The sequence below is a fragment of the Rhodobacter sp. P1_C2 genome (assembly GCF_056406375.1).
In genome coordinates this window covers 79,248-103,544 of sequence record NZ_JBFUAG010000014.1, presented here as the reverse complement: position 1 = coordinate 103,544, position 24,297 = coordinate 79,248, and the positions used below count along the sequence as shown (strand labels likewise).

20 protein-coding genes and 1 pseudogene are annotated in these 24,297 nt (G+C 58.4%); 16 read left to right on the top strand and 5 right to left on the bottom strand.

The features are described from left to right. Positions 1-34: 34 nt before the first annotated feature. The 3 genes from AC1DZT_RS20795 to AC1DZT_RS20785 all read left to right on the top strand — a co-directional run bounded on the left by AC1DZT_RS20795 (position 35) and on the right by AC1DZT_RS20785 (position 2,518). The gene (locus tag AC1DZT_RS20795) at positions 35-1,063 is read left to right on the top strand and encodes a substrate-binding domain-containing protein (protein ID WP_478008563.1); all 1,029 of its coding nucleotides are present in this window, start codon (positions 35-37) and stop codon (positions 1,061-1,063) included. A gap of 90 nt (positions 1,064-1,153) precedes the next feature. Then, complete coding sequence (locus tag AC1DZT_RS20790) at positions 1,154-2,146, top strand: NAD-dependent epimerase/dehydratase family protein (protein ID WP_478008562.1); 993 nt, start codon at positions 1,154-1,156, stop codon at positions 2,144-2,146. A 72-nt stretch (positions 2,147-2,218) separates the two neighbouring features. Continuing rightward, positions 2,219-2,518, top strand: coding sequence for a YciI family protein (locus AC1DZT_RS20785; RefSeq protein WP_478008561.1), 300 nt, complete (start codon positions 2,219-2,221; stop codon positions 2,516-2,518). 74 nt (positions 2,519-2,592) lie between these two features. On the opposite strand, the gene AC1DZT_RS20780 is transcribed toward AC1DZT_RS20785, so the two are convergent. Further along, positions 2,593-3,507 carry an MBL fold metallo-hydrolase gene (locus AC1DZT_RS20780; RefSeq protein ID WP_478008560.1) on the bottom strand — a complete coding sequence of 305 codons (915 nt, stop codon included), beginning with the start codon at positions 3,505-3,507 and terminating at the stop codon, positions 2,593-2,595. A gap of 695 nt (positions 3,508-4,202) precedes the next feature. On the opposite strand from AC1DZT_RS20780, the gene AC1DZT_RS20775 reads away from it, so the two are divergent. The 4 genes from AC1DZT_RS20775 (at position 4,203) to AC1DZT_RS20760 (ending at position 7,679) form a co-directional block, all read left to right on the top strand. After that, positions 4,203-4,505, top strand: coding sequence for an ATP-binding cassette domain-containing protein (locus AC1DZT_RS20775; protein WP_478008559.1), 303 nt, complete (start codon positions 4,203-4,205; stop codon positions 4,503-4,505). 381 nt (positions 4,506-4,886) lie between these two features. Beyond that, entirely contained in the window at positions 4,887-5,615 is a 729-nt protein-coding gene (locus tag AC1DZT_RS20770; protein WP_478008558.1) for an ABC transporter substrate-binding protein, read from the top strand. A 267-nt stretch (positions 5,616-5,882) separates the two neighbouring features. Further along, on the top strand, positions 5,883-6,674 hold the full coding sequence (locus AC1DZT_RS20765; RefSeq protein ID WP_478008557.1) for an IclR family transcriptional regulator: 792 nt from the start codon (positions 5,883-5,885) through the stop codon (positions 6,672-6,674). A 111-nt stretch (positions 6,675-6,785) separates the two neighbouring features. Then, positions 6,786-7,679 carry a LysR family transcriptional regulator gene (locus AC1DZT_RS20760; RefSeq protein WP_478008556.1) on the top strand — a complete coding sequence of 298 codons (894 nt, stop codon included), beginning with the start codon at positions 6,786-6,788 and terminating at the stop codon, positions 7,677-7,679. A 46-nt stretch (positions 7,680-7,725) separates the two neighbouring features. On the opposite strand, the gene AC1DZT_RS20755 is transcribed toward AC1DZT_RS20760, so the two are convergent. Next, on the bottom strand, positions 7,726-9,072 hold the full coding sequence (locus tag AC1DZT_RS20755) for an adenylate/guanylate cyclase domain-containing protein (RefSeq protein WP_478008555.1): 1,347 nt from the start codon (positions 9,070-9,072) through the stop codon (positions 7,726-7,728). 278 nt (positions 9,073-9,350) lie between these two features. Between AC1DZT_RS20755 and paoA the strand changes: the two genes are divergently transcribed. From paoA to AC1DZT_RS20720, 7 genes are all read left to right on the top strand, one after another. Then, complete coding sequence (gene paoA / locus AC1DZT_RS20750; protein ID WP_478008554.1) at positions 9,351-9,998, top strand: aldehyde dehydrogenase iron-sulfur subunit PaoA; 648 nt, start codon at positions 9,351-9,353, stop codon at positions 9,996-9,998. After that, positions 9,995-10,945: an FAD binding domain-containing protein gene (locus tag AC1DZT_RS20745; protein WP_478008553.1), complete on the top strand. Its 951-nt coding sequence runs from the start codon at positions 9,995-9,997 to the stop codon at positions 10,943-10,945. The genes paoA and AC1DZT_RS20745 overlap by 4 nt, the downstream gene beginning before the upstream one ends. A gap of 3 nt (positions 10,946-10,948) precedes the next feature. Continuing rightward, the gene (gene paoC, locus AC1DZT_RS20740; RefSeq protein WP_478008552.1) at positions 10,949-13,126 is read left to right on the top strand and encodes an aldehyde oxidoreductase molybdenum-binding subunit PaoC; all 2,178 of its coding nucleotides are present in this window, start codon (positions 10,949-10,951) and stop codon (positions 13,124-13,126) included. 85 nt (positions 13,127-13,211) lie between these two features. Further along, positions 13,212-14,354, top strand: coding sequence for a PQQ-dependent sugar dehydrogenase (locus AC1DZT_RS20735; RefSeq protein ID WP_478008551.1), 1,143 nt, complete (start codon positions 13,212-13,214; stop codon positions 14,352-14,354). A gap of 339 nt (positions 14,355-14,693) precedes the next feature. Beyond that, entirely contained in the window at positions 14,694-15,047 is a 354-nt protein-coding gene (locus AC1DZT_RS20730; RefSeq protein WP_478008550.1) for a cyclophilin-like fold protein, read from the top strand. A 43-nt stretch (positions 15,048-15,090) separates the two neighbouring features. After that, entirely contained in the window at positions 15,091-15,963 is an 873-nt protein-coding gene (locus AC1DZT_RS20725) for an aldo/keto reductase (RefSeq protein WP_478008549.1), read from the top strand. 391 nt (positions 15,964-16,354) lie between these two features. Next, on the top strand, positions 16,355-17,242 hold the full coding sequence (locus AC1DZT_RS20720; RefSeq protein WP_478008548.1) for an NAD-dependent epimerase/dehydratase family protein: 888 nt from the start codon (positions 16,355-16,357) through the stop codon (positions 17,240-17,242). Between the two features lie 347 nt (positions 17,243-17,589). Here AC1DZT_RS20720 and AC1DZT_RS20715 read toward each other — a convergent pair whose 3' ends face one another. Both AC1DZT_RS20715 and AC1DZT_RS20710 read right to left on the bottom strand, forming a co-directional pair. After that, positions 17,590-18,489, bottom strand: a complete 900-nt coding sequence (locus AC1DZT_RS20715) for an NAD-dependent epimerase/dehydratase family protein (protein WP_478008547.1) — start codon at positions 18,487-18,489, stop codon at positions 17,590-17,592. Positions 18,490-18,745: 256 nt separating this feature from the next. Next, a complete protein-coding gene (locus AC1DZT_RS20710) occupies positions 18,746-19,876 on the bottom strand; it encodes a substrate-binding domain-containing protein (RefSeq protein ID WP_478008546.1) in 1,131 nt (376 codons plus the stop codon). Between the two features lie 424 nt (positions 19,877-20,300). Between AC1DZT_RS20710 and AC1DZT_RS20705 the strand changes: the two are divergent. After that, a pseudogene (locus AC1DZT_RS20705) lies at positions 20,301-21,011 on the top strand (IS5 family transposase). Positions 21,012-21,140: 129 nt separating this feature from the next. On the opposite strand, the gene AC1DZT_RS20700 reads toward AC1DZT_RS20705, so the two are convergent. Then, the gene (locus AC1DZT_RS20700) at positions 21,141-22,073 is read right to left on the bottom strand and encodes a LysR family transcriptional regulator (protein ID WP_478008545.1); all 933 of its coding nucleotides are present in this window, start codon (positions 22,071-22,073) and stop codon (positions 21,141-21,143) included. A gap of 944 nt (positions 22,074-23,017) precedes the next feature. On the opposite strand from AC1DZT_RS20700, the gene AC1DZT_RS20695 reads away from it, so the two are divergent. Next, positions 23,018-24,286, top strand: a complete 1,269-nt coding sequence (locus tag AC1DZT_RS20695; RefSeq protein WP_478008544.1) for a sugar ABC transporter substrate-binding protein — start codon at positions 23,018-23,020, stop codon at positions 24,284-24,286. The last annotated feature ends 11 nt before the right edge of the window (positions 24,287-24,297 follow it).

Here is a 24,297-nt window from a genome sequence, read left to right as displayed (position 1 = left end):
GAAGGCACCTGTCTTAACAATGGAGGAGGAGAGAATGAAAACACTTCATGTCACCCGTCGCGGTCTGTTGGCCAGCACTTTGGCAATCGGCACTTTGCTTGCCGGCGGCCAGGCCTTTGCCGAGGGCAAGATCACGCTCGGATTGGCTCTGCCGTTCCAGGGGAATGGCTGGCAAGCCGGCGTCGTAAGCTCGGTCAACTGGGCCGTCGCAGAAGCCAAAAAATCCGGCAAGGACGTCGAACTCGTGGTCGTTGATGCGGCAGGCGATCCGCAGGCTCAGATCCAGCAGGTCAACAACCTTGTGCTGCAGGGCGTCAACGCCATCCTTCTGGAGCCGCTGTCAGACACCGCGCTGAACGGCGCCATCGACAATGCGGACTTGGCGGGGATTCCGGTCATCACCTTTGGCACGGGCTCGGTGACCAATACCAAGGCCATCGACCTCAATTTTGACTTCAACGAATTGGGCAAGCTCTATGTGGGCTACATCGCCAAGCGAACAGGCGGCAAGGGCAACGCCCTGGTCGTTCGTGGCTTGGCCGGCAACCAGGCGGAGCAGGGCATCCAGAATGGGCTTCTGGCGGCCTTGAAGGACTATCCCGACATCAAGATCGTGTCGGAGGTCTATGGCGACTGGAACCAGTCGGTGGCGCAGCAGAAGATCGCAGGCGTGCTGCCGACCTTGCCGAAGATCGACATCATCTTCAGCCAGGGTGTGGCGGCCTTTGGGGCGGCACAGGCCTTCATGGCGGCGGGAAAGGACGTTCCGCTGCAGGTCTATGGCTTTGACGGCCTGGATCTGAAGATGCTTTTGGGGCTCAACGCCAAGTCCGGCTATGACTCTGTCGCCATCAACACCGATCCGGGCGCCGGCGGTGCTGCGGTCAACGTCGCTCTTGCGAAGTTGAGTGGGGTCGATGTGCCGATGAAGATGATCGCGCCGATCCCGACCATCACGCTGGACCAGATCAGGGCCGACTACTCGAACGTCGCCGACGGTGAGACGATCTGGGTCAAATATGACTACGATTACACCCTGAAGAATATCATCGGCGCCGAGTAAGCCCGCCACGAACCTGGCGCCGGATCGGGCCATCCCCTTCCGGCGCCCATTGAAATCCTCGCTTCCTATTCCCTGCAAGAAAGACCTGACATGCCGCAGATCAAGGATAATAAATTCGTCGTCGTGGGAGGCGCGAGCCTTCTGGGGTCAAATGTTGGCCGCCAATTGTTGGACGGTGGCGCCCGTGAGGTCATGCTGATCGACAACCTCGCACTTGGCACCGCCAATGCCGTCGAGGATCTGGTGACCGATAGCCGCTGCACTTTGGTGCGGGGCGACATGACCCGGATGAACGAGCTTTTTGATCCGTTCAAAGGTGCTGCCGGAGTGTTTTCCGTTGCGGGCTTTCTGGGCGGGCCGATGCTGTCCAACCCCTGGATGGGACTGGATGTGAACATCCGCGGCCTGCAAAACGTCTTGGAAGCCGCGCGGATACAGGGCGTTCAGAAGGTGGTTTTCTCCTCTTCGACCGGGGTTTACGGCAAGATCGTCGCCCCCCCGACCGAGGAGACACCTTTCAACTGGGACGGCCTACCGCCAGCCCTGGTCCTGTATTCCGGTTCAAAAATCATTGGTGAGGGCCTTTGCCGCCTTTATTTGCAACAGCATGGTATTGGCTATGCTGCGCTGCGCTATGGCAATCTTTACGGTGAAAACCAGCACAAACGCGCCATCGACGCGACCCGGGTGGTGAACGCCTGGGAACGCATCCGCGCCGGCCTGCCGCCCGTGATCGAGGGCGACGGCACCCAAGTGTCTGAATTCGTCTATATCGGTGACGTCGCGCGCGCCAACCTGATGTCGATGGAGGCGGAAGCCAACGGCTCTTACAACATCGCCAGCGGTCGCGACACCAGCTTCAATGAAATCATGGATGCGCTCCTCAAGGCCTGCGGATCGGACCTCAGACCAGAATACAACGTGGATAATTCCAAAGTCGCTAACCCGACCGTCAAAAAAATCGGCCTTTCGATCGAAAAGGCCAAACGAGACCTTGGTTGGGAACCCCTCGTCAATATTCAGGAGGGTATGAAGCGCCTCGTCAAATGGCTTGACGAGGAAAAAGCCAAAGATCGGACGTAAAATCCAACCTGAGCAATTCTGAATGCAAGGGCTTTCGCCCTTGCGTTGTTGAAACCAAAAAAGGAGAAATCCATGCCCTTCGCCGTAACTTTCGTCGACGATCCCGACGTTCTGGAAAAGAAAAAAGAGGCCAGGCCAATTCATATCGAATACGTGATGAGCAATGCACATCGCATCATTACCAGTGGTGGATTTTTCCCTGATGATGACGATTTCCCGAATGGCGGTTTGATTCTTCTGGATGTTGCGACCCGCGCCGAAGCCGAGGCCTATATCCGGAATGATCCGTTCTTCAAGATCGGTGTCTTCAGCACATACACAATACGCCGCTGGAAGAAATTCATATTCGACCACAAGCGTGTTCCGACCTGACAGAATTTATACAATCCGAAGGCGGATTTGGGCCTAGAGCTCAATTCCGCCTTCGTAACGCCATCCAAGTCAGTCTAACGGGCCGCCGTTGCAATAAACCGATAGGCTGATCCATCACGGACGATCTTTCCGATGCCCGGAAAGTTAAAGTGATAGCCGATCAAGGTCAGATCCTCAATGGCGGCGCGCTCCATCAACATCTTCCGGGTCCGTACCGCCAGAGCGCTATCGTAATCATAGGCAAAGGGCCATCCCGGATTGGACATCTGCAGGTGTGAAGTATGCGTCACATCCCCCAAAAATATATATCGGTCGCCTCCATAGCCGATGATATAGGAAAAATGGCCGGGTGAGTGGCCGGGCGAGCCGACGGCGATGATGTCAGGCAGGATTTCCTGACCTTCGCTAACAAACGTAATTTTATCCCGATATGGCAGTAAATTACGCCGTGCCCCGCGGATGCAGGTTTCAGTGAATCCTCCCAAGGCCAGTTTCTGCGTGTCCGTCCAATAGTCGAAGTCCACTTTGGACACAAACACCCGCGCCTTTGGGAAGTGCAGCCTACCATCGTCACTGACCATGCCCCAGGCATGATCGCTATGGGCATGGGTCAGCACGACCTCGGTCACTTCCAAAGGATTGATGCCCGCTTGCACCATGCTTTGCAGGAGAATTCCAGACACTTCCCAACCCGAGACTTGATCCGAACCGACCCCGGTGTCGAACAGCACGACATGCCCGTCATAGCGCAAGACCAGACAGTTCTGCTCCATGCTGAAGTGGTCGGCGACAACCCCTGCGCGGTATTTACTTGCGTTCAACTCAGCCATCGAGACCTCTGGAAAGAAGCTGGCAATGGCATGCGGACGCATCCGCCCGTCAGAGACGATAGTCGCTTCCATCTGCCCTATATGAAAGCGGAACCAGCCATTGTCAGGGGTTCTTACCCCAGGATCATCCACTCGGATAGTAGGGATCTTATCATCCATCGCAGTCTCCTTGCTGGCATCGCTCAGGCTAAAGATAGGGGTGTCGCTCCTCGGCTATTTAACATAGCTGATTCTTGGTGGACAGTCATCTGGCACCTTTGATTCCCGCACTGATAGGTCAGCCCCGGCAATGCGCTACCCGATTCGTGCAATTCGACCTTCGAAAGCATGGCCTCTGCTGATACATGACACTCTTGTGTGCAGATGAATTCCCTACAAATGGCGTTTGCACATATCTTGCTATGCTTCCCACCTCTTTTCTCTGCAGTATCTGGAAAGCTGCAGCGAATTCATCATTGGGAAGGAAGGAGAGGACGTATGCAACTTTTTTGGAACTCATGCTTGCCGGAACGGTGGCAGATGTGAAAGTCGGCATGGCTGCACTGGGCTTTGCGTTGATATTTTTCGTGACACGCCAAATGCATTTTGCATTTGGCGCAATCGCTGTTCTGGGAGGGTATCTAACCTATTGGCTCGCATCAGCTTTGGGCTGAAGTGGCCTTGGTTTGATCCTCGGTGCTTTGGGTGCGTTCATAGCAACCGCGCTGATCAGTGTCGCCCTGCACAAGTATCTCTATCTGAAGCTGGGCTTTTGCCTGAACGCCCGATTGGGCGGGCCGAAGGCGCTAAAATATCGTCGCGGCCTTACCTGGATTTGACTTTCTGACGGATCCGAAAGCGCGGAGGGACGCAGCATGACCGGGGTGATTGGGCCCAATGAGGCCGGCATGAGCACGCTTCTGAGCATTCTTTCCGGGTTTGAGCGGCCAATCAGCGGGCAGGTTCTGCTTGGGGGCACCGATCTGACCTTGGTGCCCGGCCACAAGCGGGTTAGCTTTGGAATTACCCGCACCTTTCAGGATGTTGAGATTTTTCCATCGCTGACAGTCCTTGAAAACGTGCTTCTGGCTTTTCCCAATCTAAAGGGCGAAAAGCTTTGGCGACTGTTCCTCATGCTCGGGACCCTGATCGGAAAGGTAACGATCATGGGCGGGTGAGGGCATCACCCGGACCACCATCGCCCAGGCGGTTCGGCGCGGCATCGTTCTAGTTCCCGAAAAGGGCCGTCTGTTTCGCAACTTCACCGTCGAAAAGAACCTGACTCTCGGGACCTTTACGGTGAGCGATGCGGCAGAAGTGCGTAGGCGCATCGCGGAGGCAGTGGAGATCTTCCCCCGAATCGGCCAGCGGATGAAGCAGTTGGCCGGCACCCCAAGCGGTGGCGAACGTCAACCAGCAGCAGCCGCAGCTCGCGGTTCAGGGTCTTCAGAAGCTGGCGAACGTGCATGATGTCAAAGTTGTCCTGGCGAATTCCAGCGCGATCAACCTTGCCCTCAACCCCTTTGCGGTGGAGCGCGAAATCCTGATCTACAACTACAATGCCGTGTCACCCCCTACGCGCGCTTGCGCCTTGGATCATCAACGGGAACCCCTTGGCGGATGTCGATGGCAAGAAACCGGCGGAATATATTGTCAACCAGGGTCATATGACCGTCAGTGTCATCAGCCAGAACAGCGATTTCGGCGACGCGGTATCCGCGGCCTTCATCCGCTTTTACGAAGCGGCTGGCGACAAAACCGTTGCCCATGAGGTGAGCGACGAGCGTGTTTTCGATATGCGGACACAGCTTCTCAAGATCAAGGATGCAGCTCCGCAAGCACTGGTGATCTTCCTGAACATCCCCGAGGGTGGCTATACCGTCGCCCAAGCGCGCGAAATCGGGCTTCAGTCACAGATCTACGCGAACCAGTTCCTGCTGGCGCCAGACAATTTCAAAGTCGAGGGTGACGCGATGAACGGCGCCAAGGGCATTTCCTCCAAATTTGATGTGGAGGCCCCAAACGCTAAACCCTTCGTGACCAAGTTCACCGCCGTCGCTGGACGAGCGCCTCAACCGACCGAAGCCTTTGTCTACGACGGCGCCCGCATGATCGGCGAAGCGATGGCCGCCGTGGGTGAAGACCCGCATGCCATCCGCAAGTATATCCTCGCGGTCAAGGATTGGCCCGGCGCGACCGGAAACGACAACTTCGACAGCGATGGCGTTGCCGATTTGCCGTTCGAGTACTACGAAGTCGTGGATCAAAAGGCCGTCTTTTCCGAATGATGAGCTGACGAAGCATTTCCCCGGGCGACCTGTCCTTGCGCCCGGGGAAGTTGAGTTAGACCGTTTCCAATACGCTGAAAGCTCAGGCTTTTTTGTACGCAAACCTCTGGTGCCAAGTTCGCAGAACGGGCTAAGCCACATTGGATTGACAGCGGCAGCCCAGTCCTGCGAATGGACTACAACTGGGTTGACTGACAGGCGATGGAGTCAATAACGGCGTAACCACGTCTTCCAAACATAATTTGCCGCGTGCCACAGGAGAGATGCTTGGCCAGATCCGTATCGACAAGTGACGAAGATAAATACCGGGCTCCGGCGCTTTCCAAAGGGATCGACATCCTCGAGCTTCTGGCAGGAACGGTCGAGGGTCTGACGCTGGGGGAAATTTCCCGCATGCTGGGGAGGACCAACTCCGAAATATTCCGTATGATCGTTGTCCTTCGGGCGCGGGGCTATGTAGTTCTTGGCGACGACGATCGCTATTTTCTGACAACCAAGATGTTCGAGGTGGCCCACAGACACCCGCCGATCCAAAGGCTGACCGCGATCGCCGGAGGGGCGATGCAGAAGCTTGCCAACCGGGTCAACCAGTCGATTCACCTGTCGATATTACACTCGGGAAAGCTTTTGGTTGTGGCCCAGGTGGACTGTCAGGACAACTTCCTGGCTTCTGTCCGGCTTGGCGCGCAGATTCCGATTTACGACTCCGCGTCGGGCCGCGCTATCGCCGCCTTCTTGGAGCAAGGCGCCCTCTCGCATTTGCTTGCCCTTGCCGGGGAGGAACCGGCCGAAGCCCGTACTAGGTTTCTCGCCGATCTCACCTCGGTACGGACGGCTGGCTATTTCCAGCAGAATTCCCGGACGATCGAGGGTATCGTCGATCTTTCAGCCCCGGTCTTTGACTATACCGGCCGCGTGATTGCGGCCGTAACGACCCCTTATATAAGGCGTATCAGTTCCCCATCGGCCATGCCTGTCACTGAGGCCCGCGATGCACTTGTCGCGACCTGTCGTGACCTTTCAAGTCGGATGGGGGCAGGCGGCTCGGGACAAATCTGAGCCCGTGCTTCACTGAAACGAAATCCTTGGTTCAATGGCAATTGATTGGTGGTCGGTGCTCGACCTGCTAGGATATCTCGACTTACCGCCCCTAGACCCACGGCCAGATGAATGAAACGAGAAGAAATTGCTGACCTGAGCGTCTTTGTCGCCGTGACCGAGGAAGGCAACTTTACCCGCGCCGCGGTGCGTCTTGGTGTGTCGCAATCGGCAGTCAGCCATACAATGCGCCGATTGGAAGAAGCGCTTGGTTTCAAGTTGCTGCACCGGACGTCGCGCAGTGTTTCAGTGACGGATGCCGGTATGAAGCTCCTGTCGACTTTACGCCCAAGTTTTGAAGATATCAGCGCCCGCATCGAAGAGCTGCGCTCTTTCGGGGATACACCCAAAGGACTGTTGCGGATCACCGCTTCGATGACGGCGGCCCGCACCGTGCTTTGGCCTGTGGTCTCGCGGATGGTGCGCGACTATCCTGACGTGCAGGTGGAAATCAACACAGACAGCCGCGTGGCTGATCTGGCGGAACTGCGCTTTGATGCGGCGGTACGGCTGGGAGAGTTGGTTGGACCGGACATGATCGCAGTTCCTGTCGGACCGCCCTTGCAGATGGCCGCTGTCGGATCCCCGGCGTACTTTGCCGAACGGGGTGTGCCGCTTCATCCCCACGATCTTGATGCCCATGATTGCCTGACCATGCGGTTCAGCGCCAGCAGCGAGATATACGATTGGGAGTTCGAAAGTAACGGCCAGGAAATTGTGAAACGGGTCACCGGGCCGTTTATTTTCAATGAAGGGGAACTGCTGGTGGATGCAGCGAAAGCGGGTCATGGCATCGCCTTTGTTACGGAACCGGAGGTCACGCGGGCGATTCAAGAAGGCAGCCTCCGCCAGGTTCTGGTGAATTGGTGTGCTCCCTTCAATGGCTTCAAACTCTGCTATTCCAGCAGGCGTCAGGTCAGTTCAGTGTTGCGCCTTCTGATCGACCGGCTCCGTTATCGCGGCTAGTATGTGCGGCCACTGACAGGGCAGGGCGGAGCTTGACGAAAGCGGCCTATGTCAGCTTCTTCACAGAGTGCAGCGCGATGTTCTGGGCCAGGGCAACGGCCGCCACCGGCACCTGATGGCCACGCAGTTGCACGTCATGCACCCGTGCCATTTCTGATGGTACAAACCCCGCCGCCGTCAACGCGGCAACGCTGTACAGACCTTCGCAGCCAAGGTCCCGCGTGGCGGCTTGCAAACGGCTCGCGACATTGACGGTGTTGCCAATCACCGTGAATTTCAGCCGCGTCTCTGTTCCGGTCGTGCCGACGACCACGTCGCCGGTATGCACGCCAATGCCGATCTTGACCGCGACCAGACTGCGGGCTTCGCGCTCGGCGTTCCAGTCGGCAACGGACCGGCGGATCGCTTCAGCGCAGGCAATGGCGCGGGCCGCATCGTCGGATTGTTCGACCGGGGTCCCGAACAGAGCTACGACCTCGTCGCCGATAAAATCCTCCAGCGTGCCGCGGTGCGCGAATACGACATCAGCGACACGGGCATGGAACGCCCGCAGATGTTTGATCACATCTTCGGGAGGACGTTGCTCGGCATAGGAGGTGAAGCCCACAAGATCGACGAAAAGCACCGAGGCAACCTGCCGTCGCACGGGCCCGAAAGGCTCGGACTGTGCGGCGAGACGATCCACCAGATCGGGCGACACGTAACGGGCCAGATTTGCCCGTGCGAATTGTGCGCCAGCTTCGTTGCGCACCAGCATTCTGGCCCGGTGCGCGGTCAGCGCCAGAATGACGGCTGCGGCAAGGATGAACAGGCTTTCCTCGACCCGGTTGCCGGTGCCGATGAAGTTTTGGTCGGTGAGCAGGGCAACGTAGTCGGCCACCGTATAATTCGGCGGAAGGTCGCCCCAACTGACCGTCTGCTCCATACCGGCGACAATGACGGCAAAGGTCGTCCATAGCGCTGCAACTAGGGTAGCCCCGGTCCAAAGCACAAGGCCCGGAGACAGCGACAGGGTCGAGGCGGCAAGGAAGAAGAAGACGTAAGACACGCCATAGGCTCGGAAAATCAGGATCTGCGGTACTTCCCCACCATGATAGAGCGGCGCGGTTGTGGCAAGCCAACCCAAGGCAACCGCATCGACCGCCGCAAGGACATAGCGGTTCCACAGCCGTTCGTGGCCGATGTTCATCAACCAGAGATGCAGGATGGAAAGGCTCGCAAATCCACCTATGGCGAGCAAGCCCACCCCATGGCCCGCCAGCCCGCTGGTGCCAGCGTACCAAGCCGCCAGTACGGCGCTCGCAAGCAGCCTGCCATAGATTCCGATCCGCAACCCGGCCCGTTCTGCGGCCAGCAGGGCAAAGTCTGTCGGGCTGTCGGTTCCTCTGGGCATCGTTGCTTCCAATTCATGGGGGGCGCCGTGGCTGCGCCGCAGTCACCGCTGTTACCTACAACGAGAGCGGCACAGTTCAAGTGAAGCGCCAAAAGGTCTTCATTCTTTCGACTGAGATCCATGAGCCAAATTCATCATGACCATGAATCCTCAGGCGGTGGTCGCTGCTCTGCAGCATCCCTAACTAGGTTACACTGGTTGGATGCTGCTCGGAACCGTCCCTTGTTCTTGGGCGCATCATACAAGACGGATCACGAAACCGACAGGAAGGACCTGCTATGAGCCCACCCATTGCCTTAGAGCTTCGGCGCCGCACGCTTCTGATCGGGACAGCGGCGATTGCACTTTCCACAGGATTTGGCACCAGCGCCAAAGCGCAGACCACTCCGGTTGCCCCGGTAACCCCGGGCAAGGACCGTTCAAAATTTGCGCTGAAGGTGAATGGCCAAGCGCACCAGATTGACGTGGACAACCGCACCACGCTTCTGGATGCCTTGCGCGAACACTTGCAGCTGACCGGCACGAAAAAGGGTTGCGACCACGGTCAATGTGGCGGCTGCACCGTCACCATTAACGGCCAAAGGGTGAATTCCTGCCTCAGCCTCGCCGTGATGCATGAAGGCGACGAGGTGCAGACCATCGAAGGCATCGGCACCGTCGAGGCGATGGACCCGATGCAAAAGGCCTTTGTGGCCCATGATGGCTTCCAGTGCGGCTATTGCACGCCAGGCCAGATCACCTCGGCCCGCGCCGTGATCGAGGAGATCCGTGCCGGCATCCCCAGCCATGTCACCGATGATCTGACGGCCAAGATCGCCGTGACCGATGCCGAGATCCGCGAACGGATGTCGGGTAACATCTGCCGCTGCGGCGCTTACGCCAACATCCTTGCTGCCATCACTCAAGTCGCGGAGGAGCACGCATGAGGACGTTTTCTTACGAAAAGGCCACCGATGCGCAACAGGCCGCTGCGCGTGCTGCAGAAGTGGCGGGTGCCAAGTTCATCGCCGGTGGCACCAACCTTCTGGACCTGATGAAGCTGGAAATCGAGCGCCCGGGGCATCTGATTGATGTGCGCGGGCTTGGGTTTGACCAGATCACGGCGACCGACGACGGTGGCCTGCGGATCGGGGCCATGGTGACCAATACGGCGCTCGCGGCCAACACCCGTGTCCGCAAGGACTACGGCGTGCTGACGCGCGCCATCGTGGCCGGAGCGACCGGCCAACTGCGCAACAAGGCCTCGGTGGGGGGAAACCTGCTGCAACGCACGCGCTGCCCTTATTTTTACGACACCGCCCAGCCCTGCAACAAGCGGGTGCCGGGCTCGGGCTGCGCCGCGCTGACCGAAGGCGCGTTTTCGCGCCAACTCGGGGTCATTGGCACCTCCGACAGTTGCATCGCTACCTATCCCGGCGACATGGCAGTCGCCCTGCGCGCCCTTGATGCCAAGATCGAGACGGTGACACCCACTGGCATGACACGCCAGATCGCGATCGAAGATTTCCACCTCTTGCCGGGCGATACGCCGCATCTTGAAACCGCATTGATGCCGGGCGAGCTGATCACCGCCGTGACCTTGCCCAAGCCTTTGGGCGGGCAGCAAAAATATCACAAGGCGCGCGACCGGGCGTCCTATGCCTTTGCGCTGGTGTCGGTGGCGCTGATCCGCCTGCCTGACGGCAGCGGGCGCGTGGCGCTTGGCGGTGTCGCACCCAAGCCGTGGCGCAGCTCTGAGGCGGACGCCGAACTGCCCAAGGGCGCCGCTGCCGTCATGGCGCGTCTTCTGCAGGGAGCCAGGCCCACGGAAGAGAACGCCTTCAAGATCACGCTGGCCGAGCGCACGCTCGCCGCAATGCTGGCCGAGGAGTAAATCATGGACTTCAATGAACCCGCCGGAGAAAACCTCTTTGACCAAGCGACGATCATCGGCAAACCGCACACCCGCCGCGACGGTCCGCTGAAGGTCACCGGCACCGCGCCCTATGCCTATGAACGCCATGATGTCGTGGCAGGCCAGCTTTACGGCTACCCCGTGGTTTCGGCCATCGCAAAGGGTAAGATCCTCAGCATGGACGCCGCCACCGCCAAGGCCGCGCCAGGGGTCCGCGCCGTTGTGACGACGCTGGAGATCGAACCGCTTGGCATCTGGAATTTCAACGTGGCGCGGCTGTTTGGCGGTGACGTGGTGGAGCACTACCATCAAGCCATCGCGGTGGTCGTCGCCGACAGTTTCGAGCAGGCGCGCTCTGCCGCGGCCCTGATCGAGACGAAGTATCAGGAAGAAGAGATCGACGTGGACTTGGATGCCGCGTTTCAGCGGCTGGAAGGGACCGGCAAACCTTCGACCCTTGTCGGCGACATCGACAAGGCGATTTCCGAAGCCGCCTTTACGCTGGATGAGGTCTACCGTACCCCATCGCAAAGCCACGCGATGATGGAGCCGCACGCCTCGGTCGTGGACTGGTCGGATGGCGACAAGATGACGGTCTGGACCTCGAACCAGATGATCAACTGGAACCGCGAGGCGCTGGCGACGAATTTCGGCATCCCGGTAGAGCGGATCCGCGTCGAAAGCCCCTATGTCGGCGGCGGTTTCGGCGGCAAGCTGTGGCTGCGGGCGGATGAGGTTCTTGCCGCCATCGGGTCGCGAGCGGCGAAAGCGCCGGTCAAGCTGGCCCTGCCGCGGCCGATGATGATGAACAACACGACCCACCGCTCCGCCACAGTACAACGCATCCGTCTGGCCGCTAGCGCCGATGGCCGCCTGACCGCCATTAGCCACGAGGCGGCATCGCATTCACTGGCTGGCGGGCGCGGCGAGGATGCAACCGCGATGACCCCGGCGTTTTATGCCGCGCCGAACCGTCGGGTCATGCATCACATCGTGGAGATGAACCTGCCGGAAGCCTCTGACATGCGGGCACCGGGAGAAGCGTCGGGCCTGATGGCCTTCGAGGTCGCGATGGACGAGATGGCCGAAAAGCTTGGGCTGGACCCGGTGCAATTCCGCATCCTCAACGACACCCAGGTCAACCCCAGTGCGCCCGAGGTTCCTTTCTCGGAACGCCACTATGTCGAATGCTTGCAAAAAGGTGCCGAGGTTTTTGGCTGGTCCGACCGCAACGCCAAACCGGCGGCTCGGCGCGAAGGCTCCTGGCTGATCGGCCACGGCATGGCGGGGGCATTCCGTGGCGCGCCGACGCTGAACTCCGGCGCGCGGGTGCGGCTGGACAAGGGGCATTTGGTGGTTGAAACCGACATGACCGACATCGGGACCGGCTCCTACACGATCCTGGCCCAAACTGCGGCCGAGACGATGGGCCTGCCGATGGAGGCAGTCGAAGTGCGGTTGGGCAACAGCGCCTTCCCAGTTTCCTCAGGCTCGGGCGGGCAGTTCGGCGCGGCCAGTTCAACCGCCGGTGTCTATGCCGCCTGTCTCGCCTTGCAGGGAAAGATCGCGGCGCAGATTGGTGCCACTTCACCCGCGTTCAAGGACGGACAGATGATCGCCAACGGCACCAGCACCGCCTTGGCCGATCTGAAGGGTCCGATCGAGGCCGAGGACACGATGGCCTTCGGAGAGTTCAAGTCCAAATACCTCATCGCGACTTTCGGTGCGCATTTCGTTGAGGTCGGCGTTCATATCGGCACCGGCGAGATCCGGGTCCGGCGCATGCTGGCGGTTTGCGACAGCGGGCGGATTCTGAACCCACTGACGGCGCGCAGTCAAGTGATCGGTGCCATGACGATGGGTGTTGGCGGCGCCCTGAGCGAGGAACTGGCGACAGACCTGAAGCGCGGGTATTTCGTGAACCACGATCTGGGCAGCTACGAGGTCGCCGTCCACGCCGACATCCCCGCACAGGAAGTGATTTTCCTTGAAACGCTGGACGCGGTGTCGACCCCGTTGAAGGCCAAGGGAGTTGGCGAACTCGGCCTGTGCGGTGTGGCGGCCGCGATTGCCAATGCAGCCTATAATGCGACCGGCATCCGCGTGCGGGACTACCCGATCACGCTGGACAAGATGATTGACCGGCTTCCCGCCATCTGACGGGATGTGATTGCTGCAAGTTGTAGCGCGCTGACACGGTCGGCGCGCTACAGTGCCGCGCTGACTTGAATAAAACGGTGGAACAATGCGTTTCTATTCGATCACTGCGATATCTGCCGTCCTGGCTGCTATACTCTTCGGTCCGCTGGCGCGCGCCGAGAGCATCAACGCAGGTGGTCGCGCTGTCAGCGCGGCGCGACCCTTCACCAGCCAAGCCATCGCAGAGTTTAGCGCGCCCTGGGCGCTGGCCTTTCTGCCGGACGGGCGGATTTTGGTCACTGAAAAGTTTGGCAAGATGTTCTTGACCACCCAAGATGGGGAGAAAACCGAGATCCCGGATATCCCTGCGGTCGATGCGGCTGGCCAGAACGGCCTGCTCGATGTCGCGGTGGCCCCTGACTTCGCGACGTCGTCAGCCGTCTATTTCTCTTACACAGAGCCGGGCGAATCTGGCAGCCGGCTCGTCCTGACGCGTGCCATCCTCAGTCTTTCCGGCGGCGTTGCGCGACTGGTCGATCCCGTTGCCATCTGGCGCCAATCTCCAACGGGCGGAGGCGGGCAGCCCGGCGGCATCATCGCCTTTGATCCCGAGGGCACACATATGTTCCTGACGGTCGGCGAACGCATGCGGCCGGAAAGTGCTCAGGATCCCGCCCAAGCTCGGGGAAAGGTGCTGCGCCTCAACCTGGACGGCAGCACACCTGCTGACGATCCGAACGCGGAAGCGGGTGGCACTCCGGGGCAAACCTGGACGACCGGCCATCGCAATCCCTATGGTCTGGCCTTCGCACCGGATGGGCGCCTTTGGCTGCACGAGATGGGGCCGAAGGGGGGCGATGAACTCAACCTCATCGAACCCGGCCAGAACTATGGCTGGCCGATCGTCTCGAACGGCGACAACTACAACGGCACGCCGATACCCCGCCACGGCACCCGGCCCGACTTTGCCGCACCGCCGCTGTACTGGAGCCCGGTCATAGCACCTGCGGGTCTTGCCTTTTACAACGGCACGCTCTTTCCCGACTGGCGCGGTTCGGCCTTGATCGGCGGGCTCGCGGTACACGCTCTTGTACGGGTAAGCTTTGATGCCGGCGGCCAGCCGGACGAGGCCGATCGCTGGTACATGGGCGCGCGGATCCGGGATGTTTCGGTGGCCGCGGATGGCGCGGTGTGGCTGATCGAGGATGGCCGCGGCGGCAGATTGCTGCGGCTCGTGCCAATACAATGAAGATGAAGATCCCCTGCGGCGAAACGATGGCCTTCCCACCGCCCGTCAAGATGGCCAAGAAAGGGCCCGCTGCTTCCTGCCGATCGGCGGACCCTTGCGCGGCAAATGCATAGAAACGCTGGCCAACGGGCCGGTGATATCGCAGAATTTGTTCACGTCAGGGGCGTCGATCAAACCGATCTCCATCATCCTGACCAGCTGGTCCCGCTTTTTGGACCGAAATCTTCGGATCCGGCAAAAGCCAGTCGATCCTCTGACATCTGACCTTCAAGGATAGCACCAATGTTGCGAACAACACTGAGCGCTTTGCTCATCACCATCGGACTAGGAGGGGCCGCAATGGCACAACAGCGCATTTTGATCACCTCCGACTGGGGGCAAGTCACAGCCGAACTGGCCAGCAATGACGCGGCCAAGGCGCTTGGGCAGATGTTGCCGCTGACCATCGAGATGAGCGATCACATGCGGCAGGAAAAGACCGGCAACCTGCCCAAGTCACTGCCAGCCACCCAACGCCAGCGCGGTTTCTCGACAGGCACACTGGGCCTGTGGAGCGCGGACGACTTTGTCATCTATTACCGCGATGGACAGGTCCCGCAGCCCGGCATCGTGATCTTGGGAAAAGTCACCGGAGATGCGTCCATCTTCGATCGGCCAGGCGACATAACCGTCAAGATCGAGGCGCTGAAATAACCCGCGCCGTCGCGATCACACAAACCAATCGAAGGAAGTTGAGATGACCCAAATTGATGCCAGTCTTTCAGGGCAGTTCAAAATTGGCGGCGAACTTACCGTCAATCGCCTTGGATTTGGGGCGATGCGCATTACCGGCCCCGGCGTCTGGGGTGAACCTGCCGACCGCGCGGAAGCCATCCGTGTGCTGCAGCGTCTACCCGAGCTTGGGGTGAACCTAATCGACACGGCGGACAGCTATGGTCCATTCATCAGCGAGCAGCTGATTGCTGAAGCGCTGGCACCTTATCCGGGCCTGCTGATCGCCACCAAGGGCGGATTGGTTCGTCCAGGGCGGACCGAGGGACAATGGCCGCAAGTCGGCGACGCGAACTATCTGGGCCAGGCCGTCCGCATGAGCCTGCGCCACCTCAAGGTCGAACAAATCGACCTCTGGCAACTGCATCGGATCGACCCCAAACTGCCCGCAGCTGGCCAATTCGAGACGATCCGCTCCTTCATAGATCAGGGCTTCATCCGCCACGCCGGTCTCAGCCAGGTCACCGTCGCCGAAATCAAGGCGGCACAGGAAATCTTCCCGGTCGCCACCGTGCAAAATCGCTACAATCTCTCGGATCGGGCCGATGAGGACGTTCTCGACTACTGCGAAGCCAACGGCATCGGCTTCATCCCGTGGTTTCCGCTGGCTGCAGGCCAGTTGGCGCAACCCGGTGGGATCGTGTCGGATCTAGCAAAGGCGAAAGGCGCCACGCCGGGGCAAATCGCGCTGGCTTGGATGCTGAAGCGCAGCCCTGTCATGCTGCCGATCCCGGGCACCAGCCGCGTCAAGCATCTGGAGGAAAATGTGGCCGCCGCAGCGATCACGCTGACGGACGCGGAGTATGCAGAGCTGGATTGCGCGTCCAGAAAGGCCTGATTGCCTACCGGAGGCCAAACTGCGTCTTCGCACCGATCGAATGGAGCCGTTTGTGCTGTCTTCAACTTGGTGTGTCGCGCCCGGCAAGAACTGTCCTATGAACGCATAGAAAAGGGCAGCAGTGATTTGTTTCCGGCGCAGGCTGCAAAACGCAGGGTCTTCTGCGCCGGGATGAAGAACCCCCGGATTTCCAGACGTCCCCTTGTCTTATCGTCTGCCGCTGCTCTCACGCGGCAGACGACAACATGTGCTGCCTGCCGGTTTCACTAATCTCGCTTGGTCAGACTGGGATATAACGCAATATTATCTGTTGCGCTTTCCCCTACATTGATCCTTCCAGATCCGCGGCGGATGATGCCGTCGAAATTGAAGTTTGCTTGGGAGGCAAAAAATGCGCGTTCTTTTTACCGGAGGTTCCGGCAAAGCTGGAAGACTTGTGGTCAACCACCTGGTCGAGTCCGGGCATAAGGTTGTTAACCTGGACCGCGTCGGAATGCATCATCCACAGGTGCGTGACATCTTGCTGGATCTGACCGATCTGGGACAGGTCTTCTCCGCTTTTCAAGCTTATTCCGACGGGGCCGAAATTGATGACGGCAAGGGCCATCGCGGTTTTGATGCCGTGGTCCATTTTGCCGCCTCGGTTCCTCATGGACCCTATCCGGTCGATTCAGAGATCTACAGGGTGAATGTGATGAGCACTTTCAACATTCTGGAGGCCGCAGCAAAGATGGGCGTTCCGAAGGTAATTTTCGGCTCATCGGAAGTGACCTATGGCATCTGTCTCGTGGATGGGGTGGTGGATCCGAAATGGCTTCCGTTCGAGGAGGACTATCCGATCGACCCGACGGATGCCTATGGCATTTCAAAGCGTGTTAATGAGGTCACGGCTGAAGGGTTCCAACGCCGGACAGGCGCTGACATCATCGCGCTGCGCATCGGGAATGTCATGACACCCGAGGATTATGTCCGCTTCCCAAGCTTTGCCCAAGACCCGGGGGCTCGGCGGCGCTTGGCCTTCTCTTATATCGATGCGCGGGATCTTGGGCAGATCGTTGATCTTTGCCTTGAACGCAAGGGCAATGGCTACGAGGTCTTCAACGCTTCCGCTGACAACAACTCCGTGCCCCAACCGAATTCGGAACTGTTGCAACGGTTCTTTCCGAACGTGTCTTTGCGCCGTGCGATCGGCGAGGAAGAGGGGCTTTTGTCCAACCGAAAAGCGCGCGAGGTTTTGGGCTTCCGCATGCAGCACGACTGGAGGAAATACGCGAGCTGACGCTCTCTCTCAGCCAGCCAAGCGCGCGCCACTTCTTGGGCGGGATCAGCAAGGCGGCTGACTTCAAACAGCGTCGTGCACGGTGCTAGGCAGCGCCGTCACGATGCCGCGCGGGCAGGCTGCGTAATTTCCACAGCGGAAGGTTCCTGAGCACACAACGGATGCTTCGTTGCCTTGCCAAGAAACACCCCGAGGACGATTCAAGCGCCGATCCTGTTTGGCTTTCTCGTTGATCGACGGCATATGATACGCAGAAGAATTTGGCATTTCGGACGAAATGCCGCCGATATTGCTGTTCTGCCCGGCACAATTCCCCCGCCTTCAAGCGGGGACTGTGTCGGGTGGAATCACACTTTGCAATACTTCCGCCAATCGTGCTCTTCTTTGAAGCCGAGAACCTCGCGGATCTTGCGGTTGGAATAGAGAGCTTCATTTTCGTTCAACTCACGGGTCACCGGCACGCCGGGAAAGAACCGCCGCAACAGTTCGGCCGTCGGGATGTTCATTCCGTTCGTGTCATTCCCGGCATTGAAAACCTGAAATCCAAGTCCGTCCTTCTGGATGCACAGATCCACGATCTGGCCAAGATCCCGCGCGTCGATGTAGCAGAACGCGTTGCGGCGCCGCACTTCGGGGTTTTCAAACCAGGTCGGGAACAGCGTCTCGTATTCGTTCGCCTCGATCACATTGCCGATGCGCAGCGCGTAAATGTCGGCGCCCGCGCGCATCTGAAAGCTTTGCGCGGTCTTTTCGTTCAACACCTTGGACAGGCCATAGCTGTCCATCGCATTGATTTCATAGTCTTCTTCCAGCGGCAGCGAGATCGGGTCCATCCGGCCATCGGCAAAACACACGCCATAGGTGGTTTCCGAAGACGCGATGATGATCTTGGGAATACCCATTTTGACCGCAGCCTCGATCACATTATACGTGCCCATCGTGTTCACTCGGAACACCGCATTGTCGGGGTTGGCAAAGGGCAGCAAAGCCGCGAAATGCACAACCGCGTCAAAGGGCGCAGGGCCGGTGCCGGGCTCGATATATTCAAAGGTGGTGTGCGTCGTCATCGCGCTGAGGATCTGACCGGAATCCGTCACATCGGCGTGCAGATTGGTCACGCCGGGATAGATCAGCGGCTTGAAGTCGATATTGACGACCTGGTGACCTTGGTCCGCCAGATAGGCCACGACGTTGCGTCCAGCCTTGCCAGTGCCGCCGGTGAAGAGGATGCGCTTGCGTTTGGTCATGGTGAGAGGCTTTCTTTACTTGTTTGTGGTCGCCGATTGGCAGGTCTTGGTCCGAAAAAGCGCGATCGCCCGAGGCATCAAACCTCTCTCGCAAGGCGCGGTCAAACAGCGAGAAGGGTCCGTAACAGGTCGGCCTGCGCCGGGTTTGCAATGCTGATTTGGTGGACTGGCGCAGGATCAGGGCCAGCCATTAACCCGGGGACAGATCGCCGGCACCTGTTGAATGCCGGCGACCAGTCGCCTCACGCAGGGCGCCTTACTTGTCGGGAGTTCCGTTCAGCGCGGCCTGCAAACCGATTCCCGGCAGTTCCGGCGAATAGATAGGCGCATACCACGACGGGCTGGAGATGATGGAAGGCTTGAACACGTTGCACTTGGTTTCGTCCATTTCTTTCCAAGTGCCTTCCTCGCACAGCTTCATCTTGTCGCTGGTCGCGGCGTCGGTCTTCATGATGATGTCATGCTCCATCCTGGCGCCTTCCATGATTTCGACCGCGTATTTCAGCGACAAAGCACCCATGTAGGGGCCGGCGGCCATCGAGATGCCCGGGTAGCCCATCGGGCGGTAAGAACCGGATGCACCTTCGATCTTGCTGTCGGTTGGCAGCATTTGCACCCGCTCGCCATTGGAAGCCGAGCACGACATCGGCTTCTTCTTGCCGTCTGGAATTCCCGCTTCGTCCTGCATTGCACCGAGTGCCGCGCAGCCTTCCTGGACCCACAGACCGTCGATCGTATCCCACGACCGGGTCGCCAGAAGTTTCGACATTTCCGAGCGCACGATCGTCTCGTTCCACATGCCGATCACAGTGGCCACGATCTTGATGTCGGGATATTTGTCAAAGACTTCCTTAGCCGCTTTGTTGCGCTGGGTGTCCACGCCAAGACCCGTAGCGCCGGTCACCATGACGATGTTTCCTTTGCCGTGCAGGGTGTCGACCAGCCATTGTGCGCCCACGCGCGCCCAGTCGGACTGATCGGCGTTCACGTTGTGCGCGCAAGGCTCCGATATAGTGGCGGCGAAGGCCATGACGACGACGCCCTTGTCGCAGGCATTCTTCACGGCGCGGTTCAGCAGCGTTTCAGAGGCCGGATAGACGATGATGGCCTTTGCCCCGGCTTGAACCATGGCGTTGATCTGTTGGCTTTGCTTTTGCGCATCGCCGCCCGAAACTTGGACTTCCAGATCGATCTTGTCGCTCAGGGCGCTTGTTGCGGCCTCTGCGCGAATCATGTTTTCAGCCTGTTTCATCCAGTCGTTGCCCGTGATGCTAAGGCTGAGGTAGACTTTACTCTTTCCAGCTTCAGCGCGGGCCTGTGTGGCTTGGCCTGCAACCATTGCCACCCCGAGCAGCGTTGCCGCTACGTAATTCCAACGAATTTTCATGTTTTTCCTCCCGGTCGTTTGAATGCGGCCCAAGCGAGGGCCGGAACCTTCTCTGTAGACCCTCCCCCACAGGTGCGGAGCCTAATCCGACCATTACAGAGGGTCGGAGCCCAACGCCCGCGCAATCCGAAATAGTAGGACTTCTTGTAATTCGGATCGTCTATTGATATCCATGGGATAATTATATGTCAATATATAAGACTTTGTAAATTTTTTCACGTGCCCAAGCCCGCTGGCATCCGAATGACATCGTGCCGGCTTGGGCGCACATGGCTCTTGGCAAATGCTGCAGCAACGTTGAAGCGTTGCTGCCCCGTCCAGCCGATTAGTGTCACACGTCATGGGAGGCTGCAGAGTCCAGCCTCAGAGCGGTGACCGATCACCGAGTAATTTCTTTTGGCCAACAGAGGCGCAGATGGAGTAGCTGGAACCGTTTTCCCCAAGAAACAAGACAGACCGCGTCGATGATCGCAGGGCGCTGTTCGCTATTACATTCATCAATCTGCATGGGTTGCAGTGACGCGATGCGCCTCAGGAATATGGCCGGCCGAGGACCCACCACAACCGACGGAAGCCTCAGGGCCACAAAGATATTTTCGCACAGATGATGGGGGGTCTTGCGGCAGAGTCGGCCGCTCCGGAGATGGTGATGAGCGACGCGACCAATCTCAAGGCGAGCCGCATGGTCGCCTGGCTTAGGTCGAAAATGGGGAGCCAGATGGCCATCGAACTCATCCGTCAGGCCTAACCGCTGGCGGTAGGAATACCAAATTTCATGCCTATTCCGAAGCTGAGGGAAGGCCGATCCGCCTCTCGATGACCTTGGGCCAAGTCAGCGGTTATGCCAGTTCTGATGCCCTGCTTGGCAGTTTGCCAAAAGCAGACTGGCTGCTGTTCGACCTGGCTATGGTGCCGACCAGTTAAGGGAAACGTGGAAAGACAACGCGACAAAGCCCCGCATTTCGGCGCGGACGTTCCGTGCAAAGCTCAACATCCACGACAAGCGTCGCAATAAGAGCGAAATCGGGTTGGGGGGCTGAAGGGCTGGCGCAGGGTCGAAACCCGTCAGGGCAGGCGTCCGAAAGTCTTCCTCTCCGCCGTCACTCTGGGCACGACCGTAGTGTTTTGGCTATGAACTGAGAATCCGCCCCGCGCCCAGGAACAAAGCGTCGAACTAGCTAACGAAAACGATGGAAACCATCAGCTTTCTATCATGGGGGAAGCAGCAAAACATAGCTCGCGAGCTCCCCCGTTGGGATTCGGATCAGGATTGGCGGCTTTCTTGTGTTGCTATTCCTACAGTCTGAATTTCGTTCACCAAATCACGAACAGCAATATCCATATCGTATCCCTCTCGAAAGAATACAGCAATGCTGCGGTTGAATTCTGGAATTGCAGTTGGAAGGAGCGCTAATCTGCCATCTATCAACTCGTTGCACGCAGCATGTGCCGGCAACAACCCAAGGTGATCGCTACACGAAATCAGTGATTTAAGCAGCGCAATCGAGTCGCAGACGGTATTGCGACCCATAAACCGAATGCCATAGAAATCCAATACATTTTCGTATGATATATTGTAAGGGCCGGGCGGGATAAAAACCCAGGGAAACTCAGCAAGTGCTTCCAATCCGGGCACGCCCTTCGAAAAAAGTGGATGCGCCGGACGCGCCGCCACAAAGAGCCTGTCCCTGAACAAAACCCGTTGCCGGAGTCCCTCAAGCAGCTCATAGTTTTCGGTATAGCCCACGAAAAGATCTATTTGACCGCGTAACAACCGATTGAGCAATTCAAACTGAACGCCGTCGGCGACGCGCAAGTCACTGTCGGGGTATTTTTCTCGCCAACTCGCGATGGCTGTCGGCACCAAATTGCACGCCAAGCTCGGGACGCAGCCAAATTGGATCGTTATACGATCCGCATTTTGCACGTGAAAGCAATTGCGAACCATCTGGACCTCTTCTCTAATTTTTCGTGCCTGAGAATAAAGTATCACACCGGACGGAGTTGGAACTACGCCGAGTTTGCTGCGCTCCAACAGCTTGAGCCCAAGGTCTTCCTCGAGTCTGTTCAAGGAAGTCGACAGTGCAGGTTGAGAAATCATTAAGACGCGCGCCGCTTTCTTGATACTACCCTGTTCAATGACCGTAGCGTAATAAATCAGCTTCTTAGGGTCAATCTCTTTGGATCTGGTTCGCATGACCGTTTCTTCCCCGTTTTGCGGTAAGACGTAATAGAAGTTGACTGGGCGAGCGCATGGAATCTGGCGCAAGCTGAGTGCTGTAGCGGCTTTGATGTACGAGGCTGATCTTCGTGGATGGCATATTCAAGCGAAATTCCGCTGCCTTAGAAGACGCGTCGGCACAAATACGCCGAACGGTTGTCGCCCGGGCCCGGTGACAGGAAGCACGGATAGAAAACTCTTCCGACCGCGATTGGCACCTTTGACAATCTTATACTCAGCAGCGTGATACGAAAGTGCGATGGTGCGTTCCTTTCATGGGAATGGAGAGAAGCAAGGTGGGATGAGGTCGGCAAGCGAGCATCGTCCTGAGATTGGACGTCGCAGCGGTGTTTCAGATACCCCAAGTTTCGCGGTGTGACTGGGTCGGTGCATTTGAGGTCCATCCCAATGCGGCGGCAAGCGGGCGGAGGCTCCTGACGGGCAGTTGCCACAGGGAAGAACTGTCTGATCGGTCGCTCGGCCTACGATCGAGCCTCAAGAGATGAACGTCGTGACGCTCCAGCTGCGCACCTACGTCAGCCTGCCGAAGTATCCCGGCGAACCGTGATTCGACGTATCTCCCTGTATTTGTGCCGAATCCTATCGATCAGTCTGCCCTGGAATTCCACTTCTACCGACGCTCATACCTTGGGACTTTCGCCGCATGAATGGACCCCATAGCAAGTTTATCTATACACTTTCCGTCACCCGTACATGCATTGCTTGTTTTTGCGGCAGTTCCGATCCTAAACTTAAGGGCAAGAGGAATCCACGACACAACTTAAAATCAGGCCAATGTACCGAATACCCTTTTTGGGCGTTTTCGGGATCAGGGAAGATCTGCCCTTAGGTTGTTAAATTCTCAATAAGAAGACTGAAAGAACCCCATCAGGGGGCCGCATCAACTCAGGGAGGTTTTGATGAAGAAAGACAAGGAACTTGGAATCGTAGCCGGCATTCATGCCTTGCCAGAAGGCATGTCGCGCCGCACCATGATGCAACTTGCAACCGCTGCGGGCATTTCGCTGGCCATGACACCGGCGATGACCAAAGTCGCAGAAGCCGCCGACGTTGTTCGCGGTAAGCTCGGTATGCTAGGCCTCACGCCCTCGATTGACTACTGGGCATTGTTCCAAAAGGCATTCCGTCAGGTCGCCGCCGATCTGAAACTGGACACGGCCGAGTATTTCAACGACATGGACATGGGCAAAGAGGTTGCCCAGATCCGCGGACTTTCGGCTGCCAACGTCAAGATGCTGACCGGCTATGTCTACCCGGATGGCGCGCTGCCGGTGGTCGCCAAGCTGTGCGAGGAACAATCGATCCCCTTTGCCTGCGTGTGGGATGCCCCGAACTGGTACACACCGCCCGACGCAGGGGACCATTTCGTCAACTTCTTCACACCCAACTCGGTCAACGATGCCTACGAAATTGCCAAGATCCTGATCAAATCAATCGGCGGCGAGGGCAAGATCGCCTCGGTCCGTGGTCTGGTCGCAATGACGGAAGGGTTGCGCTACAAGGGCTTGCAGAAGGCGGTTGCAGAATTCCCGGGCGTCGAACTCATCGAAGGGCCCCGCGCCGACTGGGACCGCAAGAAGGCGCGCGATGCAACGCTGTCGCTGCTGACCGCGCATCCCGACATCAAGGGCTTTTTCCCGCTTGCTGATGACATGGCCTTCGGCGTGATTTCCGTGCTGCGCGAAAAAGGGCTGAAGGATGTCAAGGTGGCCTCTATCGTCGGCCTGCCGGAAGGGCTGACCGAGATTGCAAAGGGTGAGCACTTCGTCGCCTCGGCCTCGGCGCTGCCCCCCTATCAGTGCGGTTATACTTCTGTGGCGGTCTTTGACGCATTGAACGGCTGGAAGCCGATGCTGGGCGAACGGATGCAGCACTACGAATCCGTCATCAGCACGGTCGAGAATGCGGCCGAGGTCAATCAGAAGTTCTACGGCGAAGGCGCAAAGCCCTTTGACTGGCTAAAGATGAGCCGAACCTTGAACCCCGAAACGTGGGATCCGCAAAACGGCATCACCGCGTTGGAGCCGGAAGTGTTCTGGGCTGATGTGACCGAAGGCAAGGAAAAGCTGAACCCCATCTACAAAGGCGCCAAGGAAGCGGGCGAGTTCGACAGGGCCAACCAGCTTTACGCTGATCACTACAAGATCGGCCCGAACAAAAAAGCCTAGCTGGGAGACAA